The following is an 18,235-nucleotide window of genomic DNA, read 5'->3' as shown; positions in this document are numbered from 1 at the left end:
CGAGAAAAGAGTTGTGACCTGGCTTTTCGTTTTCGGCGTTATACCCTAAATAATTCGAGTTGCAGGACAAAACGGCTTGCCGTTTTGAACAGCGCTTGCGCTGGCCCCGAAGGGGCGAGGCCACAGGCCGAGTAACGCGGCAAGGGAACGAATCCCCGGGAGCGTACATAAGTACGTGACTGGGGTGAGTGAGTGCAGCCAACGCACCTGCAGCTTGAAGTATGACGGGTATATAGCCATCAGGATCCCGTAAGGCTATGCTTCATTCAGCACGATAATAATTACAGAGGCAATGTCATGGATAAAGAACTACTGGATGCGGGTTACCGGGCCTATACCGGCGAGAAAATTGACGTTTACTTCAATACCGGGATCTGCAAACACTCAGGTAACTGCGTGCGTGGCAGCGCAAAGCTGTTTAATCTGAAACGTAAACCGTGGATTATTCCCGATGAAGTGGACGTTGAAACGGTTGTCCGCGTGATTGATACCTGCCCGAGCGGTGCGCTGAAGTATCGCCAAAAATAAGCGAGGAACCATGGATATTCTGGAAGGCCATAACAAGTTTTACGTGAATGATGCGAACGGTAATCAGGTCGCGGAGATTGTCTTCGTGCCGACCGGCGAGCACCTGAGCATCATTGAGCATACCGATGTGGATGAGAGCCTGAAAGGGCAGGGGGTCGGTAAACAGTTGGTGGCAAAAGTGGTGGAGAAGATGCGCGGTGAGAACCGCAAAATTATTCCGCTGTGCCCGTTCGCGAAGCATGAGTTTGATAAAACGCGGGAATATGACGATATTCGGGCGTAAATAACACCGGCGATGGCCGGTGTTTTTTTATCTCACCTGCTCATACAGCAATACCAGCGCTATCAGCACCATCAACCCTCCCGATGTCCTGCTCACCAGACGCGCCGCCTGTGGTCGGGTCGCCAGCACCGCTTTCGAACCATACCCCACCAGCAGATAGACCAGCGTACAGGTGATAAGGTGCATGATCCCAAGCGCAGACATCTGCATCGCTATCGACCAGCTTCCGGTCGGGTCTGTAAACTGCGGAAGCAGGGCCAGGAACAGCAAAAAAACCTTCGGGTTTAGGCCGCTAATGCAGAGCCCTTTCACCGCCCACTGCGTCCAGTTTCCCGCGTGTTGGGTGGTCTTTTCCGGTGCGGCCGGGTGACGCAGCAACGTTATGCCAAGCCACAGGAGATACAGCGCTCCCGCCACGGTCAGCCCGGCTAACGCCAGCGGATGTTGAGCAATCAGTACCCCCACGCCTGCCACCACAATCAACGTGGCTAGCAGATGCCCGGACATCAGCCCCATAACCGCCGGTACCACGCGGCGGCCGTTGATCCCGGCGCTAATGGCGTAGGCCCAGTCGGCCCCCGGGGTCATGATAAGCAGAAAAGAAACTACCCAAAAGCCGGCCACAATACTCATTTCCATCGTCCTGAAAACTCCCGCAGTGCGTCAAACGTTGCGAAAAAGAATATCGTTAACCCTGCGAAATAGGCTTTCAATGTTATGCTCATAACACGGTGAAATTGAGAAAATCTTCTACATGGATAGCATCGATCGAAAAATTCTTGCTGAGCTACAGTCAGATGGCCGCTTATCCCTTACCGAGCTGGCTGAAAGAGTGAATCTGAGCCTCTCGCCGTGCCATCGTCGCGTGCGGGCGCTGGAGCAAAGCGGGGCCATAACGGGATACCGTGCCAGCCTGGATCCGGCTAAAATGGGGTTTAACTTCCTGGCGATCGTCTTTGCGACGCTGAAAGAGGGGGACCGAAAGGCGGTTAGCGCGTTTGAAGCGGCGGTGGAGGAAATTCCGCAGATCGTGCTGGCGCAGCGTCTGTTTGGCGATCCCGATTATCTGATGCACGTCGTGACCCGCGACCTCTCCGCTTTCCAGAAGCTCTATGACGAGAAGCTTTCCGCCATGCCTGGCGTGCAGCATCTTCGCTCTACGCTGGTGATGAAAACGGTGGTGCAGGACAGACCTTTTCCGCTGGACGTCACGGGACGAGACTAAATGACATGCCCGGCAGAGCGCCGGGCATCAAAGGAGATTAGCCGACAAACATCACCGACACGCACAGCACCCCGACGATCAGCGTCAGCAGGTTGCCAATGGAACGGTACTGTTTCAGGGAGGGGATCAGATACGTCGACAGCGTCGGCATGATAAACAGGATCATGGCGATAAGCGGGCCGCTGATGGCGTAAATCATCGAAATGGCGTTCGGGTTAATGCAGCAGACGGCAAAGGTGATTAACGACACCCCCATAATGGATATCGCGCGGTTAAAGGCGCGGCTCTTTTTTACGCCCACCTGATTGAGCGACGACTTCACGATCTCCGTTGCCCCTTCAATCACCCCAAAATAGGTGCCGAGGAACGATTTCGACATCGCAATAATCGCCACGATAATCCCGGAAATACCCAGCCACGCCGGTGAAGAAGGCATCATCGACAGCGCGGACAGGATCGTCACCCCTTGCTCTTTGGCGGTCACAATGTACGACGGTGGAATAGAGAGCAGGCAGCTGAAGACAAAGAACAGCACGCTCAGGCAGATAATCAGGTACGCCACCTTCATGATTTTCTTGCATTTATCCATTGCGCCGTCGGCAAATTTCTCGCGACGATCAACGGCAAATGTGGAGATAATCGGGGTATGGCTGAACGCAAACACCATCACCGGAATCGAAATCCAGACCTGGTGCAGCGTATGGCGATCGACGGCCATCTGGCTGGTCAGCAGCGAAGGTTGCCAGCTGCCGATCAGATAGAGCGAGACAAACAGGAAGTAGGCAATCAGCGGAAACACCAGGAAGCCCATCACTTTTATCGTGATATGCCGTCCCATCAGGAAGATCAGATTCAGGACCAGCACCACCCCCAGGCTGACCAGTACGCGAACGGCGGTATCAACCGTCAGGTGTTTCGCCAGCTGTTCCGTGAGCGAGTTGGTGATGGCCACCGCATAAATCTGCACCACCACAAAGAAGGCGATGAAATAGAGCGTGGTGATCAGATTGCCAATTTTCCTGCCGTAGTAGTGCGACACGGCGCCGGTGATCCCTTCGTTGCCTTTTGTTTTGGACGACAGGATAAATTGCGCCAGCGCCCGGTGCGGCCAGTAGGTTAAGGGGTAGGCCACGAGGGCAGTAATAAACAGGACGATAGCGCCTGCTGAGCCCAGCTGAATGGGCAAAAACAGCGTTCCTGCGCCCACGGCCGTGCCGTAGAGAGCGAAACTCCAGAGAGTCTCATCTTTTGACCAAATTTTCGACATTAGAGCAACGTATCAACTATCAAACCATCGGAATGGAGTGCAATTTACCATAGTTATGCACGGAGAGCGCAGTTGCTTCGAAGGAGTTTGGCCGGAACGGGCGTCCGGCCAGAGGCGGTTTAGCCTGCCAGGGCGCGCCGTTGCTGGCGACGCTTAAGAAATTTTTCGCGAAGGCAATCGTATGCCCAGTTGTAGAACATGGTGTACGGCAGGAAGAACAGGAAGAAACCTATTTCCAGCGTGAATGCCTGAAGCAGGGTGACGCCCAGCACGGCGGCGACAATCGACACGCCAATTACAATAAACCCGCATTCAAACCCCAGCGCATGCAGCGCACGCACTTTTGCCGTACGTTTGACGCGCTGAACCGGCCAGAAACGGTCGAAGCCGAAGTTATAAATAATGTTCCACAGCATGGCGGTGGTGGCCAGAATAATGGTCAACCCACCCATCTCCACCACGGAACGCTGCATGAGCCACGCCGCCGTAGGGGCGAGGATCGCCGTCGCAATCCCTTCAAAACAGACAGCATGAAAGATCCGCTCCGGCAGTTTACGTTGGAGTGCATCCTGATGTTGCATAATCACAGACCTCATTAATTCGCCGGTATGGGCGTTGATGTGGCCTATTTTCATCGCTAAAGCTGATATATTAAAGATAGTATCCATCGTTAAAGTAGATAGGTTATGCGCTATTCACCCGAAGCCCTTAACGCATTTGTCGAGACCGTTGCGGCGGGCTCTTTTTCTGCGGCCGCCCGCCGGCTGCGTAAAAGCCAGTCGACGATCAGCACGTCCATTGCCAATCTTGAAGCCGATCTCGGTTTCGAGCTGTTTGACCGCTCGGCGCGCCAGCCGGTGTTAACGGTCCAGGGAGAACAGGTGTTGGGCTACGTGCAGGCTATCCTGGCCGCCAGCACGCGGCTGGACGAGCTGGCGGTGTCGTTAACGGCGCAAACGGAGGCGCGTCTGACGTTTGTCCTTTCCGATACCCTCAACCCGGACGTGCTGGAAGAGATGATGAAACAGTTTGACGCGCGCTTTCCCCATACGGAATTCGAATGTCTGATTGGCGAGGAAGAGGACGTGATCGATCTGTTGCAAAAAGAGCGAGCGCAGGTTGGCCTCACCGAAGCGCGAGACGGTTATCCTACGGATATCGGCGCTATCCGGCTGCCGATGCAGACCCGCATGGCGATCTATGTCGCGACCACGCATCCGCTGGCCGGACAACATGACGTTCAGCGTGACGAGCTGCACGGCTGGCGAGAGCTGCGGCTGAGCACCTATCTGGAGCGCGAGGCGGAGATCGCGCGCGGGCCCGTCTGGTCAGCCCCGAATTACCTGTTACTCTTGAGTATGGCGGTTCAGGGATTTGGCTGGTGCGTCTTGCCGTGCGCGCTGGTGGATGAGTTTGCCGCCGCGAAATCCCTGGTACAGCTCAATGTTCCCGGCTGGCCGCGGGCGATCGGCATCGATCTGCTGTGGAATAAGCGATCCCCTCCCGGCGTAGCCGGAAGCTGGCTGCGGCAGTATCTGCAGGATGCGCGCTGATCCTTGTGATTAAACTCACTATTTTTAAACAATTAAGATAATTGCCAGTAACAATCCTCTACTATCGTCATGTCATTTAACACAGAGGTCGTGATGAAAGATGTCGTAATAGTGGGTGCGTTGCGTACAGCTATCGGCTGTTTTCAGGGAGCGCTTGCGCGTCACTCGGCGGTTGACCTGGGGAGCGTGGTGGTGAAAGCGCTGGTGGAACGTAGCGGGATCGCAGCACATGAAGTTGATGAGGTGATCCTGGGACAGGTCCTCACGGCCGGTGCCGGGCAAAACCCTGCGCGTCAGGCGGCGCTGAAGGGCGGGCTGCCCAATACCGTCTCCGCCATCACCATTAACGACGTCTGTGGCTCAGGATTAAAAGCGCTGCATCTCGCGACGCAGGCCATTCAGTGTGGTGAAGCGGACGTGATCATTGCGGGCGGGCAGGAGAATATGAGCCGCGCGCCGCACGTGTTGACCGACAGCCGTACCGGCGCACAGCTGGGCAACAGTCAGCTGCTCGACAGCCTGGTGCATGACGGGCTGTGGGATGCGTTCAATGACTATCATATGGGCGTGACGGCGGAAAACCTGGCGCGCGAGTACGGCATCAGCCGTGAGGTGCAGGATGCCTACGCGCTGAGCTCGCAGCAAAAAGCGCGTGCGGCGATTGATTCCGGTCGTTTTCGCGACGAAATTGTCCCTGTCAGCACGCAGCGTCAGAGCGGTGAGTTTATTGTCGTGGATACCGATGAACAGCCGCGCACCGACGCCAGTGCTGAAGGGCTGGCGAGGCTGAATCCTGCGTTTGAAATGCAGGGATCGGTGACGGCGGGAAATGCCTCTTCCATTAACGACGGCGCTGCCGCCGTCATGATGATGAGCGAAAGCAAAGCCCTCGAACTCGATCTTCCCGTGCTGGCCCGCATTAAGGCGTTCGCCAGCGTGGGGGTTGATCCTGCGTTAATGGGGATCGCACCGGTCTACGCGACTCGCCGCTGTCTGGAGCGTGCCGGGTGGCAGCTTTCGGATGTGGATCTGATCGAAGTGAACGAAGCCTATGCCGCGCAGGCGATCTCCGTCGGAAAAATGCTGGAGTGGGATCCCCTTCGGGTCAACGTTAACGGCGGCGCGATCGCGCTGGGCCATCCGATCGGGGCGTCCGGCTGCCGGATCCTGGTTTCGCTGGTCCACGAAATGAAAAAACGCAATGCCCGCAAAGGGATTGCCACGCTCTGTATAGGCGGCGGGCAAGGGGTGGCGCTGGCCATCGAACGCTAACTTCTCCTTATTGAAAATGACCTCCTCCGGGAGGTTTTTTTTCGCGCCCTTTTTCTCCCTACGGTTTAATTGTGATCCGAACATCATTTTCGTCATAAACAAAAATAAAAATGAAACGTTGTTTTAAATATAATTGAAAAGCCCGCTTTATGCCGATAGTATGTGTTCAATATGAAAAACGGAACGCTGTTTCGTTTATTTTCGCCTTCGGGCATGACCACATCTGGAGGTTACCGTGGACGTCAGAGAAAGCATCCACAGCGCGCACGCCAAAACGCTGGATACTCAGGGGTTGCGCAAGGCATTTTTAGTCGAGCAGATATTCGAGGCCGACAGGTACACCATGGTCTACAGCCATATCGACCGTATTATTGTGGGCGGCATTATGCCCGTCACGAAAACCGTCTCCGTGGGCGGCGAGGTCGGTAAACAGCTGGGCGTAAATTATTTCCTCGAGCGTCGCGAGCTGGGGGTGATCAACATCGGCGGGCCGGGCACCATCACCGTAGACGGACAGTGCTATGAGATTGGCCATCGCGAGGCACTGTACGTGGGTAAAGGGGCGAAAGACGTGGTCTTTGCCAGCATCGACGGCAGCAAGCCTGCGAAGTTTTACTACAACTGCGCGCCGGCTCACGCCACCTGTCCAACCAAAAAAGTGACCCCGGCAGACGTCGCACCCGTGACGCTGGGCGACAACCTCACCAGCAACCGCCGCACCATCAATAAATACTTCGTGCCGGACGTGCTGGAGACCTGCCAGCTCAGCATGGGATTGACCGAGCTTGCGCCAGGTAACCTGTGGAACACCATGCCGTGCCATACCCACGAGCGCCGAATGGAGGTCTACTTCTACTTCAACATGGAGGAAGACGCCTGCGTGTTCCACATGATGGGACAGCCGCAGGAAACGCGCCATATCGTGATGCACAACGAGCAGGCGGTGATTTCACCGAGCTGGTCTATTCATTCCGGCGTAGGGACGAAAGCCTACACCTTTATCTGGGGAATGGTGGGCGAAAATCAGGTCTTCGATGATATGGACCATGTTGCGGTCGGCGATTTGCGCTAGTCGCGGGCAGTGAAGCATAAACCTGCCTGTGAGTGACAGGCTCTGAAAGAGTAAGGAATAAACATGATTCTGGATGCATTCTCTCTGCAGGGGAAAGTGGCTGTGGTTTCCGGCTGTGACACCGGGCTGGGGCAGGGGATGGCGCTAGGCCTGGCGGAAGCGGGCTGCGATATCGTCGGAATTAATATCGTTGAACCGACTGAAACCCTCGAACGCGTGACGGCGCTGGGGCGCCGTTTCCTGAGCCTGACCGCCGACCTGCGTAAAATCGATGCCATTCCTGAACTGCTGGATCGCGCGGTGGCGGAATTCGGTCATATCGACATTCTGGTCAACAATGCCGGGCTGATTCGCCGCGAAGATGCGATCAGCTTCAGCGAGCGCGACTGGGATGACGTGATGGATTTGAACATCAAGAGCGTATTTTTCATGTCCCAGGCGGCGGCAAAGCACTTTATCGCGCAGGGGAACGGCGGCAAGATCGTGAATATTGCCTCCATGCTCTCGTTCCAGGGCGGCATCCGCGTGCCGTCTTACACCGCGTCCAAAAGCGCCGTGATGGGCGTGACCCGCCTTCTGGCAAACGAGTGGGCGAAACACAACATCAATGTGAATGCGATTGCGCCGGGCTACATGGCGACCAACAACACGCAGCAGCTGCGTGCAGACGAGCAGCGTAGCGCGGAAATCCTCGACCGTATTCCGGCGGGGCGCTGGGGTCTTCCGCGCGATCTGATGGGGCCGGTGGTCTTTCTGGCCTCGTCGGCATCGGATTACATCAACGGCTACACCGTGGCGGTCGATGGCGGCTGGCTGGCGCGTTAATTCCACCTGCATGACGAACCTCTGCCCTCGGGTGGAGGTTTTTTTTGGCTAAAAATTACCATTATCCATATGACATAAGATGAAAAATCCATACTGAGAATTCACAAATGACGCGTATCACATTTTTATTGCTTAAATATTAGGTAATTAATAAAAAACGTGGCTATTTCAGCATTAGTTGAAATTGTAATGTCCATCACAGATCGCTATGCCATAGCGAAATAATCCATATCTTCACGAATTCCCGCCTGACACTTTTCCTCGCTTTCTCGTAATTTCAGTTAACGAATTTTGCTGTTGAGGCAGGAAAAATATGACATCTATCAATGACTCTACCCTAATGCCCGCTGCGCTGCGTGATACCCGGCGCATGAACCAGTTTGTCTCTATTGCCGCCGCCGTGGCGGGCCTGTTATTTGGACTGGATATCGGCGTCATTGCCGGAGCGCTGCCGTTTATTACCGATCACTTTACCCTCAGTAACCGTCTGCAGGAGTGGGTGGTGAGCAGCATGATGCTCGGCGCGGCCATCGGGGCGCTGTTTAACGGCTGGCTGTCGTTCCGCCTGGGGCGCAAATACAGCCTGATGGTCGGGGCGATCCTGTTCGTCGCGGGTTCGATCGGCTCCGCGTTTGCGACAAACGTAGAGGTGCTGCTGCTTTCCCGCGTGCTGCTGGGCGTGGCGGTGGGGATTGCCTCCTACACCGCGCCGCTTTATCTCTCCGAAATGGCGAGTGAAAACGTGCGCGGCAAGATGATCAGCATGTATCAGCTGATGGTCACGCTGGGTATTGTGCTGGCGTTCTTGTCTGACACCTACTTCAGCTACAGCGGCAACTGGCGCGCGATGCTGGGGGTGCTGGCCTTACCGGCGCTGGTGCTGATCGTCCTGGTGGTTTTCCTGCCAAACAGTCCGCGCTGGCTGGCGCAAAAAGGGCGCCACGTGGAGGCAGAAGAGGTCCTGCGCATGCTGCGCGATACCTCGGAGAAAGCGCGCGAAGAGCTGAACGAGATCCGCGAAAGCCTGAAGCTGAAGCAGGGTGGCTGGGCGCTATTTAAGATCAACCGCAACGTGCGCCGGGCGGTCTTCCTCGGCATGTTGCTGCAGGCGATGCAGCAGTTCACCGGCATGAACATCATCATGTACTACGCGCCGCGCATTTTTAAAATGGCCGGGTTCACCACCACGGAACAGCAGATGATCGCCACCCTGGTGGTCGGGCTGACCTTCATGTTCGCCACCTTTATTGCCGTATTCACCGTGGACAAAGCCGGCCGTAAACCTGCGCTGAAGATTGGCTTTAGCGTGATGGCGCTCGGCACGCTGATCCTCGGTTACTGCCTGATGCAGTTTGATAACGGCACGGCGTCAAGCGGACTTTCCTGGCTTTCTGTCGGGATGACCATGATGTGCATCGCTGGCTACGCGATGAGCGCCGCGCCCGTGGTGTGGATCCTGTGCTCCGAAATTCAGCCGCTCAAATGCCGTGACTTTGGCATCACCTGTTCCACGACAACCAACTGGGTATCGAACATGATCATCGGCGCGACGTTCCTGACGCTGCTGGACGCGATTGGCGCAGCGGGAACGTTCTGGCTCTATACGGTACTGAATGTGGCATTTATTGGCGTCACGTTCTGGCTGATCCCGGAAACCAAAGGCGTGACGCTGGAACACATCGAGCGCAAGCTGATGGCTGGAGAGAAACTGCGGAACATCGGCGGGTGATTTTTTGCCCATCCGAAGGTTTTAATACGTGCCGTAACTGGAAAGGGAAAGGTGGCTTAATCACAATAAAAATGTGACTAAGATCACCACTAACTCTGGTAGGGAGTAGACACAGAGAGGGAACAGGCATTAGGATTTTTCTTATGTTGATGTATTATCGGACCACCGCCATCAATGTTAAGAGATGCGTTGCATCCGGAAAAAGAAGAATCACTATGTCAGAAATGGATTTCAAAAAAAGCACGGACCTCGACTTTCCCCGTTATGCCGGCCCGGCTGTAAGTGCAAAAGAGATCGATCTTCTGGGACTTTTTGAGGTCCTTCTGGCGGCGAAAAAACGTATCGTCGCCATCGTCTTTGCTTTCGCGCTGGTGGGGCTGGCTGTTTCATTTTTACTGCCGCAGAAATGGACCAGTAAAGCGGTGATCACCCCGGCAGAGCAGTCGCAGTGGAATCCGCTGCGCCAGATGCTGGTTGCGCTGCAGGTGCTTGACGTGGACGTGAAAATTACCCGTCCAGAAATTTTTGATCTCTTTATTAAAAAGTTTCAGTCGCAGTCATTGCTCGAAGAGTACATGAAATCCTCTCCTTATGTGATATCGCAGCTTAAAGGTGTTGAGGTGGATCCGCTCGATCTGCATCGCGCGATAGTCAACATCTCAGACAGAATGAAAGCGGTGAATGACGATCAGGGAAAAGGCGCGGATAAAGTGCCTTTTGTCTCCTGGACATTGAGCTTCACTGCGCCAACAGCAGGCGATGCGCAAACCGTTTTGGAGGGGTATATCAATTATATCGTGGCTATCGTCGAAAAAGAGACGGTGCAGAATATCCGCAACCAGATCGCCCTGAAAACGAACGTTGTTGAGCAGCAGCTGGAACTGGATCGTGTTCGTCTGACCAATGTTCACAATACCAACCTGCAGCGACTGAATTATTCCCTGGAAGTGGCGAATGCCGCCGGTATCAAGAAGCCGGTCTACAGCAACGGGCAGGCCGTAAAGGATGACCCGGATTATTCTGTTGCGCTCGGTGCTGACGGTATCGCGCAAAAACTGAAGATTGAAAAAAATCTAAAGGACGTGACTGAACTGAATGCGGACTTTCAGAACCGGGAATACTACCTGGCACAGCTGAAAAATCTCTCCTTTGCCGATGTTAAACTTGAGCCATTCAGGTACCAGCTTTCACCCTCCATGCCGGTGAAAAAGGATGGCCCGGGCAAGGCTCTGATTGTCGTTCTGGCGGCGCTTCTTGGGGGCCTGTTTGCCTGCGGTAGCGTGTTATTGCGCGAGGCGATGCACACCCGTACTTCGCCGCCAGAGCCGGTGGCGAAATAAAATCTGCAGTTTAAAAAGGCGCTCAATAGGGCGCTTTTTTTATGTGCATCGGTTGTGTTAAAAAAAGAGACCAAAGATAAGGAGGGATGATGAAAACGATCGGCCTGTTAGGTGGTATGAGCTGGGAATCGACAATCCCTTATTACCGCCTGATTAATGAAGGGGTAAAGCAGCGTCTGGGTGGTCTGCACTCCGCAAGTCTGCTGCTGCACAGCGTTGATTTCCATGAAATCGAAGCCTGCCAGTCGAGCGGTGAGTGGGATAAAGCCGGAGAGATCCTGGCCCAAGCGGCGCTCGGGCTTGAGCGGGCCGGCGCCGAGGGGATAGTGCTGTGTACCAATACCATGCACAAAGTGGCGTCGCATATTGAGGACCGCTGCTCGCTGCCGTTTCTGCATATCGCGGACGCGACCGGGCGTGCGATTGCGGCATCCGGAATGCGCCGCGTAGCGCTTTTGGGTACACGCTACACCATGGAACAGGATTTTTATCGTGGACGTTTGCACAGTGAATTTGGGATAGAAAGCCTGATCCCGGATGAAGAAGATCGGGCGCGCATCAATCAGATTATCTTTGACGAGCTCTGCCTCGGCACCTTCAGCGAAGCTTCCCGCGCGTATTACGTCAGCGTTATCGAGAAACTTAGGCAGCAGGGGGCCGAAGGGGTGATCTTCGGCTGCACTGAGATTGGTTTGCTGGTACCCGTCGAGCGAAGCCCTCTCCCGGTATTTGATACCACTGCAATTCATGCCGCCGATGCCGTGGCGTTTATGTTGTCCTGAGCACCCGGTTTAGGTTTACGTGTTGGCGGCGTCATAAGCGGATTGCGCCGCCACAATGGCATCAATATTATTTTCCACCCAGTGCGCAAGTACAGTCACCGTTTCGGTTAACGTCTGGCCAAGCGGCGTCAGGCTGTACTCGACGGTTACAGGTACCGTGGCGAATATCTTTCGCGACACCAGCCCATCACGTTCCAGTTTGCGTAAAGACTGGGTCAGCACCTTTTTGGTGATTCGCTGAATATCACGTTGAAGATGACTAAAGCGCATCGGCCCATTCTCAAGGCGCGCAAGAATTAACAGTGCCCACTTATCGGCGATACGCGCCAGCACGCCGCGGGTCGGGCAGCGTTCATCGAACACGTTGTAAGGAGGCATCTCCTTTTTCAGAACTGCTGTTTGGGTCATGGTGGTTCCCTCGAGGTAACCAGGTGAGATAAAGGTGCCTTCTTACGCCCGTGAATGTTTGCGTGTATAAAACGACGTAAGGTTTCTATTTGATACCAGGGAACCGAAAATGGCAACGGGCTCGCAGAGCAATTTTAAAGTCGTCTTAATCGTTTGACTCACAAGGCAATATTGCATCAGGAGATCTATCATGAGCGTTGTAGTTATCTATTATTCTGGCTACGGCCACACCAAACGCGTTGCTGAAACAGTCGCCGAGGGCGCGCAGGCTGAGCTGATCGCCATTGACAGCAATGGCGATATTCAGGAAAGCGACTGGCAAAAACTTAACGATGCCAGAGCGATTATTTTTGGCGCGCCAACCTACATGGGAAGCGTACCGTGGCAGTTTAAGAAATTCGCTGATGCGACCTCAAAAGCCTGGTTCGTGCGTAGCTGGCAGGACAAAGTTTTCGCGGGCTTCAGCAACAGCGCCAGCCTGAACGGTGATAAGCAGGTGTCGTTGCAATACCTGCAAACGCTGGCCTCTCAGCACGGTGGGATATGGGTGAGCCTGGGGCTGCCGCCGTCAAATACTCTCGCGGCAACCCGTCAGGACATTAATAATCTGGGCGGTTCAGTCGGTTTGCTGGTGCAGTCTCCATCAGATGCTGATGCTGGCGCCATTGCCAGTGGCGATCTGCAAACCGCTGTGAAATTCGGCGAGCGTGTTGCGGCCATCGCGAAACGTTTTAACTGAGTTTTCAGACGCCCGCTGTTCAGTGGGGCGTCTGATTCAACATCTTATTTAGCTGGTCAGCCAACAGACTTAACCCTCCTTGCAGATGCTCACTGAACGCCTCCACCAGCGCCGATGCCGGACGATGCAGTGGGCGGATTAGGCTAACGGTGAAAGGAACTGAGACACTAAACCGACGTACAACAATCCCACTTTCCGCATAATCCAGCGCCGTGAGCGGATTCACCACCGCGACGCCGACGCCTGCGCGTACCATCGCACAAATCGAGGCCGCGCTGTGCGTTTCTACCACCATTCGGCGTTTGACCTGATGCTCGGAAAACAGCGTATCCAGCAGCTGTCGATAACTGTCGGTCTGCGACAGGCTGATGTAGTTTTCCCCGTGGAAATCCTCCGGTGTAAGCACCGCCTTACCGGCAAGCCGATGCCCGGCGGGCAGAACGCACACTTCATCTAACGAGAGCAACTCCGTGCGCGCCGTTCCCGCAGGCGTGGAGAGGGTTTCGGTCAGGCCTAAATCATGGCGCTGAGCCGAAAGCCACTCTTCAAGCAGAGGTGATTCCTGAGGCACGATGGTGAGGCTGACCTCCGGGTATCGGGCCAGAAAGGGTTGCAGCAGCATCGGCAAAAAGGATTGCGAAAAGACGGGCAGGCAGACGATCGACAGCTCGCCCTGACGAAACTCGCGCAGGCTTTCCGCGGCACTCACTATTCTGTCCAGCCCGTACCAGGAGCGCTGAACTTCCTCGAACAGGCGTAACCCTTGTACCGTCGGGTGAAGCCTGCCCCGGGTGCGTTCGAACAGCTTCAACCCCAGCACTTTCTCGAAGCGCGCCAGCTCGCGGCTCACCGTCGGCTGCGAGGTATGCAGCATCTGTGCGGCTTCGGTGAGATTACCGGTGGTCATCACGGCGTGAAAAATCTCGATATGGCGTAAATTGACGGCGGGCATAGGGCACCTGAAAGCAGAGAACTGACCATATCATTTTTGCATAGACTCGCGATAAAACGATATTTTTTATTCTCTTTGTGCTGTGGCGTAATCATGAAAACGCATTTACCCGGAGAAGACCATGCCACGCCCGCTGAACCAGACTGATACCGATTTGAACGCCGACAACCTGCTGCGCCTGCCCGCCGAATTTGGCTGCCCGGTGTGGGTCTACGACGCGCAGATTGTTCGCGAGAAGATCGCCGCCCTGCATCAGTTTGACGTGGTGCGTTTTGCCCAGAAGGCCTGCTCCAATATCCACATTCTGCGCCTGATGCGTGAGCAGGGCGTGAAGGTGGACTCCGTTTCACTCGGCGAAATCGAGCGCGCGCTGGCGGCCGGATACGATCCGAAAGCCGACGGTGACGCGATCGTCTTTACCGCCGATGTGATCGACGATGCGACGCTGGCGCGCGTCCACGAGCTGCAGATCCCGGTGAATGCCGGCTCTGTGGATATGCTGGAGCAGCTGGGCGAGGTTTCACCCGGCCATCGCGTCTGGCTGCGCGTGAACCCGGGCTTTGGTCATGGCCACAGCCAAAAAACCAATACCGGTGGCGAAAACAGCAAGCATGGGATCTGGTATGCCGATATGCCTGCCGCGCTGGCGGTATTACAGCGCTACGGCCTGAAGCTGGTGGGGATTCATATGCACATTGGCTCTGGCGTCGATTACGGCCACCTGGAGCAGGTGTGCGGCGCGATGGTGCGCCAGGTTGTCGACTTCGGTCAGGATCTGGAGGCGATCTCTGCCGGTGGCGGTCTCTCCATTCCTTATCGCGAGGGCGAAGAGGCGATCGATACCGATCACTATTACGGTCTGTGGAGCGCAGCGCGCGATCAAATCGCCGCGCATTTGGGCCACGCGGTGAAACTGGAAATTGAGCCGGGTCGTTTCCTGGTGGCGGAAGCCGGCGTGCTGGTTTCGCAGGTGCGCAGCGTGAAAGAGATGGGGTCTCGCCACTTTGTATTGATTGACGCAGGCTTTAACGATCTGATGCGTCCGTCCATGTACGGCAGCTATCACCACATTACCGCCCTGGCTGCCGACGGCCGCGATTTATCGCAGGCACCACGCGTTGAGACGGTCGTTGCGGGGCCGCTGTGCGAATCGGGTGACGTGTTTACCCAGCAGGAGGGCGGCAAAGTGGAGACCCGCGCGCTGCCAGAGGTCAAACCGGGTGATTATCTTGTGCTGCACGACACCGGTGCTTACGGGGCGTCTATGTCATCTAACTACAACAGCCGCCCGCTGCTGCCGGAAGTGTTGTTTGATAACGGCAAGGCGCGGTTAATCCGCCGCCGCCAGACCATTCAGGAACTGCTGGCGTTAGAGCTCATCTGATGTAAGTACGGCCCCGTTGTGACCGAATCGCGTAAGACCAGCGTGCCGGTAAACGGTGGGATGGCATCGACCGGCTGGTTTTTTGCCAGCCGGATCGCCTGATCGATGGCCGTGACAATCATATTGTCGATGGGCAGATAAACCGACGAGAGCGCAGGTTCCAGCCATTTCGCGCTAGGGGCATCGTCAAAGCCGAACAGTGAAATATCCTGCGGGATTTTACGCCCCGCCTGGTGTAACGCTTTGGACGCGCCCAGCGCCATATCGTCGTTACAGGCAAACAGGGCGCTAAACGATACACCGTCGGCAATCAATTCCTTGCACAGCTCGTATCCCCCGGTCATTCCCGCATCGCCGTACTTTATCCGACGCTCGTCCAGACGGATGCCGTGCTTTTCCAGCGCCTTGCGATAGCCCGTCAGCCTCGCTTTCCCGGTTGGGGTATGGATCGGGACGGTGATACAGGCGATCTCCCGATGGCCCTGTTCGATCAGATAATCCACGGCCTTAAACGCGGCATCCTGCTGTTCGAAGAACACACAGCGATCCGGCGCCTGGCTCACTTCACGGTTAATGACCACCAGCGGTGTTTTTACGGTGTTCATCAGTTTGATGATCGCTTTTTCGCTCATATAGCGCGTATAAAGCACGATGGCATCGCACTGGCGATCGGCGAGCATCTGCACCGCCTGTTCTTCCTGTTCCGGCGCGTCGTGACCGTCGGTGACGATAAGCTGTTTCCCGTGGGTTTCGGTCTGCCGCGACGCCTGCTGGAGAAGGCGGCCAAAGTAAAAGCCGTCGAAGGTCGAGACGACCAGACCAATGCTGTTGCTGGTCTGGTTAGCCAGCGAGCGCGCGAGAAAGTTCGGCCGATAGCCCAGCTCTTCCATCGCCGCAAACACCTGCTGACGCGTACTCTCTTTAACCTGACCCGTGCCGTTCAGCACGCGCGATACCGTGGCCTTCGACACGCCCGCGCGCAGTGAGACATCCAGCATTGTTACCATTCTACATTCCTGCTTTCACGTAATGATCTGCAGTTTAACACAGAGCTTACGCCGTATAAGCGATGCGGGAAGCGCAAAAATTCCGCCACGATCACGCTTTTCGGTAACGATTTGTCTGGCCTGCCTGAAGTAAAACTAAATAGTCTGACTCTGGTAAAATAATCGCCAAAACGAGCTGGAGGCGTCAGGCCAGCCCATTAATGAGAATACGCAGGTGAAACGTGAAAAAGACTGTTATCCTCCCGCTTTACGATGCACCGCAGTATGCTGAGCAGGTAACCGACTGGATCTGGCAGGCGTTTGGCGAAGGGCTTCCCCGGGAATTTTTCCACAGCATCGTTGAGCACAGCCAGACGCCGGGAAAATTACCGCTGACCTTTATTGCCGTAGAAGACCAACAGCTTATTGGCACGGTGGGGATCTGGCGCTGCGATTTGATCACCCGTCAGGATCTCTTTCCGTGGCTGGCGGCGCTGTACGTTGACGACGCGGCGCGAGGCAAGGGGCTGGCAGGAAAGTTACAGCAGCATGTTATTACCTGGGCCGCGCAGGCGGGATATGAAGAACTGCACCTCTGGTCTGCCTGCCGTGACTTCTACGAACGTTACGGCTGGCAATATATCGGCGATGGGCTGGAATACCCCAACACGCGGGTTCACCTCTACCGTTATTCGCTCTGCGCTTCCGCAGGCGACGCAACGGAGTGACGACGAACCAGCGTCGGACTAAACAGATGCGTAATATCCGGCGGCTGGCGCTGTTCCGCCAGCGCTAACGCCAGCTCGGCGGCCTGTGTGGCCATGGTGATAATCGGGTAGCGCACGGTGGTCAGGCGCGGGCGAACGTAGCGGGAGACCAGCACGTCGTCGAAGCCAATCAGCGAAATTTCTGCCGGTACCTCAATCCCGTTGTCGTTCAACACCCCCATTGCCCCTGCGGCCATCGAGTCGTTATAGCTGGCAACCGCCGTGAAATTCCGTCCGCGACCCAGCAGCTCGGTCATGGCCTGTTCACCGCCGCTCTCATCCGGTTCGCCATAGGCCACCAGGCGGTCATTGCACGGCAGTCCGTTTTCGCGCAGGGCATCGTAGTAGCCCTGCAGACGGTCTTCTGCATCAGAAATCGGGTGGTTTGAACAGAGATAGCCAATCCGGGTGTGGCCCTGCTGAATCAGATGACGGGTCGCAAGCCACGCGCCGTAGCGGTCGTCGAGCGCCACGCAGCGTTTCTCAAAGCCGGGAATAATGCGGTTGATGATGACCATCCCGGGGATCTGCTTCATCAGATGAATCAGTTCGGCATCCGGGATCATTTTGGCGTGTACTACCAGCGCCGCGCAGCGGTGGCGGATCAGCTGCTCGATGGCCTGGCGTTCTTTTTGTTCATTATGATAGCCATTGCCGATCAGCAAAAAATTGCCTGTCTGATAAGAAACCTGCTCAACGGCTTTCACCATCGCGCCGAAAAAGGGATCGGAGACATCTCCTACCACCAGACCAATGGTTTCTGTGGACTGCTGGGCGAGCGCGCGGGCATTGGCATTGGGATGATAGTTCAGGGATTCCATGGCGCTTTGTACCGCCTGGCGTGATGCGTCACTGGCTTTTGGGGAGTCGTTAATCACGCGGGAGACGGTTGCCACCGACACACCTGCCAGACGGGCCACATCCTTTATTGTCGCCATTCATTACCTTCTTATTGGGGGTAAGCGTTTACACACCAAATAGTGTTGCGGAAAAGCGGCGCGCATTCAAGGGGAGCGGATTTCCGCTCTCCACAAACGTGACGCAGAACAACCCTGGCGGTGTAATCGTTACACGCGCAGTCATGTCTGAAGAATGTCAATCTGAACCTTTGGTTACACTTTGC

Annotated in this window: 20 protein-coding genes; 13 read left to right on the top strand and 7 right to left on the bottom strand. The window is 55.6% G+C overall.

What is annotated here, in order from left to right:
- Window positions 1-297: 297 nt before the first annotated feature.
- Entirely contained in the window at window positions 298-528 is a 231-nt protein-coding gene (gene yjdI, locus OTG14_RS18515) for a 4Fe-4S mono-cluster protein YjdI (RefSeq protein ID WP_008499689.1), read from the top strand.
- 10 nt (window positions 529-538) lie between these two features.
- Entirely contained in the window at window positions 539-811 is a 273-nt protein-coding gene (locus OTG14_RS18510) for a GNAT family N-acetyltransferase (RefSeq protein WP_008499687.1), read from the top strand.
- A gap of 27 nt (window positions 812-838) precedes the next feature.
- On the opposite strand, the gene OTG14_RS18505 is transcribed toward OTG14_RS18510, so the two are convergent.
- Window positions 839-1,450 (bottom strand): LysE family translocator, encoded by a 612-nt coding sequence (locus tag OTG14_RS18505; protein WP_024909321.1) that lies wholly within the window; start codon window positions 1,448-1,450, stop codon window positions 839-841.
- 115 nt (window positions 1,451-1,565) lie between these two features.
- Between OTG14_RS18505 and OTG14_RS18500 the strand changes: the two genes are divergently transcribed.
- Complete coding sequence (locus OTG14_RS18500; RefSeq protein ID WP_024909320.1) at window positions 1,566-2,036, top strand: Lrp/AsnC family transcriptional regulator; 471 nt, start codon at window positions 1,566-1,568, stop codon at window positions 2,034-2,036.
- A gap of 37 nt (window positions 2,037-2,073) precedes the next feature.
- Here OTG14_RS18500 and OTG14_RS18495 read toward each other — a convergent pair whose 3' ends face one another.
- Together OTG14_RS18495 and OTG14_RS18490 are read right to left on the bottom strand one after the other, a co-directional pair.
- Window positions 2,074-3,303: an amino acid permease gene (locus tag OTG14_RS18495; protein WP_024909319.1), complete on the bottom strand. Its 1,230-nt coding sequence runs from the start codon at window positions 3,301-3,303 to the stop codon at window positions 2,074-2,076.
- Between the two features lie 119 nt (window positions 3,304-3,422).
- Window positions 3,423-3,884, bottom strand: coding sequence for a multidrug/biocide efflux PACE transporter (locus tag OTG14_RS18490; protein ID WP_023333288.1), 462 nt, complete (start codon window positions 3,882-3,884; stop codon window positions 3,423-3,425).
- A gap of 105 nt (window positions 3,885-3,989) precedes the next feature.
- On the opposite strand from OTG14_RS18490, the gene OTG14_RS18485 reads away from it, so the two are divergent.
- The 7 genes from OTG14_RS18485 to OTG14_RS18455 all read left to right on the top strand — a co-directional run bounded on the left by OTG14_RS18485 (window position 3,990) and on the right by OTG14_RS18455 (window position 11,876).
- Window positions 3,990-4,856, top strand: a complete 867-nt coding sequence (locus OTG14_RS18485) for a LysR family transcriptional regulator (protein ID WP_061714517.1) — start codon at window positions 3,990-3,992, stop codon at window positions 4,854-4,856.
- Between the two features lie 93 nt (window positions 4,857-4,949).
- Complete coding sequence (locus OTG14_RS18480) at window positions 4,950-6,128, top strand: acetyl-CoA C-acetyltransferase (protein WP_024909316.1); 1,179 nt, start codon at window positions 4,950-4,952, stop codon at window positions 6,126-6,128.
- Window positions 6,129-6,363: 235 nt separating this feature from the next.
- The gene (gene kduI / locus OTG14_RS18475) at window positions 6,364-7,200 is read left to right on the top strand and encodes a 5-dehydro-4-deoxy-D-glucuronate isomerase (protein ID WP_267215573.1); all 837 of its coding nucleotides are present in this window, start codon (window positions 6,364-6,366) and stop codon (window positions 7,198-7,200) included.
- A 63-nt stretch (window positions 7,201-7,263) separates the two neighbouring features.
- Window positions 7,264-8,025 (top strand): 2-dehydro-3-deoxy-D-gluconate 5-dehydrogenase KduD, encoded by a 762-nt coding sequence (gene kduD / locus OTG14_RS18470; RefSeq protein ID WP_024909314.1) that lies wholly within the window; start codon window positions 7,264-7,266, stop codon window positions 8,023-8,025.
- Window positions 8,026-8,338: 313 nt separating this feature from the next.
- Window positions 8,339-9,754 (top strand): arabinose-proton symporter AraE, encoded by a 1,416-nt coding sequence (gene araE, locus OTG14_RS18465; RefSeq protein WP_267215572.1) that lies wholly within the window; start codon window positions 8,339-8,341, stop codon window positions 9,752-9,754.
- 215 nt (window positions 9,755-9,969) lie between these two features.
- Window positions 9,970-11,094, top strand: coding sequence for an LPS O-antigen length regulator Wzz(fepE) (gene wzz(fepE) / locus OTG14_RS18460; RefSeq protein ID WP_048990712.1), 1,125 nt, complete (start codon window positions 9,970-9,972; stop codon window positions 11,092-11,094).
- Between the two features lie 89 nt (window positions 11,095-11,183).
- Window positions 11,184-11,876: an aspartate/glutamate racemase gene (locus OTG14_RS18455; RefSeq protein WP_267215634.1), complete on the top strand. Its 693-nt coding sequence runs from the start codon at window positions 11,184-11,186 to the stop codon at window positions 11,874-11,876.
- 15 nt (window positions 11,877-11,891) lie between these two features.
- Here OTG14_RS18455 and OTG14_RS18450 read toward each other — a convergent pair whose 3' ends face one another.
- The gene (locus tag OTG14_RS18450) at window positions 11,892-12,284 is read right to left on the bottom strand and encodes a winged helix-turn-helix transcriptional regulator (protein ID WP_073961475.1); all 393 of its coding nucleotides are present in this window, start codon (window positions 12,282-12,284) and stop codon (window positions 11,892-11,894) included.
- Between the two features lie 190 nt (window positions 12,285-12,474).
- Between OTG14_RS18450 and OTG14_RS18445 the strand changes: the two genes are divergently transcribed.
- On the top strand, window positions 12,475-13,023 hold the full coding sequence (locus OTG14_RS18445) for a flavodoxin family protein (protein WP_032645441.1): 549 nt from the start codon (window positions 12,475-12,477) through the stop codon (window positions 13,021-13,023).
- Window positions 13,024-13,042: 19 nt separating this feature from the next.
- On the opposite strand, the gene OTG14_RS18440 is transcribed toward OTG14_RS18445, so the two are convergent.
- Window positions 13,043-13,975, bottom strand: a complete 933-nt coding sequence (locus OTG14_RS18440) for a LysR family transcriptional regulator (protein ID WP_267215571.1) — start codon at window positions 13,973-13,975, stop codon at window positions 13,043-13,045.
- 121 nt (window positions 13,976-14,096) lie between these two features.
- Between OTG14_RS18440 and lysA the strand changes: the two genes are divergently transcribed.
- Window positions 14,097-15,359 carry a diaminopimelate decarboxylase gene (lysA, locus tag OTG14_RS18435; RefSeq protein WP_024909307.1) on the top strand — a complete coding sequence of 421 codons (1,263 nt, stop codon included), beginning with the start codon at window positions 14,097-14,099 and terminating at the stop codon, window positions 15,357-15,359.
- On the opposite strand, the gene OTG14_RS18430 is transcribed toward lysA, so the two are convergent.
- Window positions 15,329-16,366, bottom strand: a complete 1,038-nt coding sequence (locus OTG14_RS18430) for a LacI family DNA-binding transcriptional regulator (protein ID WP_267215570.1) — start codon at window positions 16,364-16,366, stop codon at window positions 15,329-15,331. The two genes, lysA and OTG14_RS18430, sit on opposite strands and share 31 nt — an antisense overlap.
- Window positions 16,367-16,587: 221 nt before the next feature.
- Here OTG14_RS18430 and OTG14_RS18425 point away from each other — a divergent pair, with 221 nt between their 5' ends.
- Window positions 16,588-17,073 (top strand): GNAT family N-acetyltransferase, encoded by a 486-nt coding sequence (locus OTG14_RS18425; RefSeq protein ID WP_148769152.1) that lies wholly within the window; start codon window positions 16,588-16,590, stop codon window positions 17,071-17,073.
- On the opposite strand, the gene galR is transcribed toward OTG14_RS18425, so the two are convergent.
- Window positions 17,034-18,050 carry an HTH-type transcriptional regulator GalR gene (gene galR, locus OTG14_RS18420; RefSeq protein WP_048990698.1) on the bottom strand — a complete coding sequence of 339 codons (1,017 nt, stop codon included), beginning with the start codon at window positions 18,048-18,050 and terminating at the stop codon, window positions 17,034-17,036. The genes OTG14_RS18425 and galR overlap by 40 nt on opposite strands.
- Between the last annotated feature and the right edge of the window lie 185 nt (window positions 18,051-18,235).

This window comes from Enterobacter pseudoroggenkampii, assembly GCF_026420145.1.
In the GTDB taxonomy this organism is placed as follows: domain Bacteria; phylum Pseudomonadota; class Gammaproteobacteria; order Enterobacterales; family Enterobacteriaceae; genus Enterobacter; species Enterobacter pseudoroggenkampii.
This window is presented reverse-complemented; position numbering and strand designations above follow the sequence as displayed.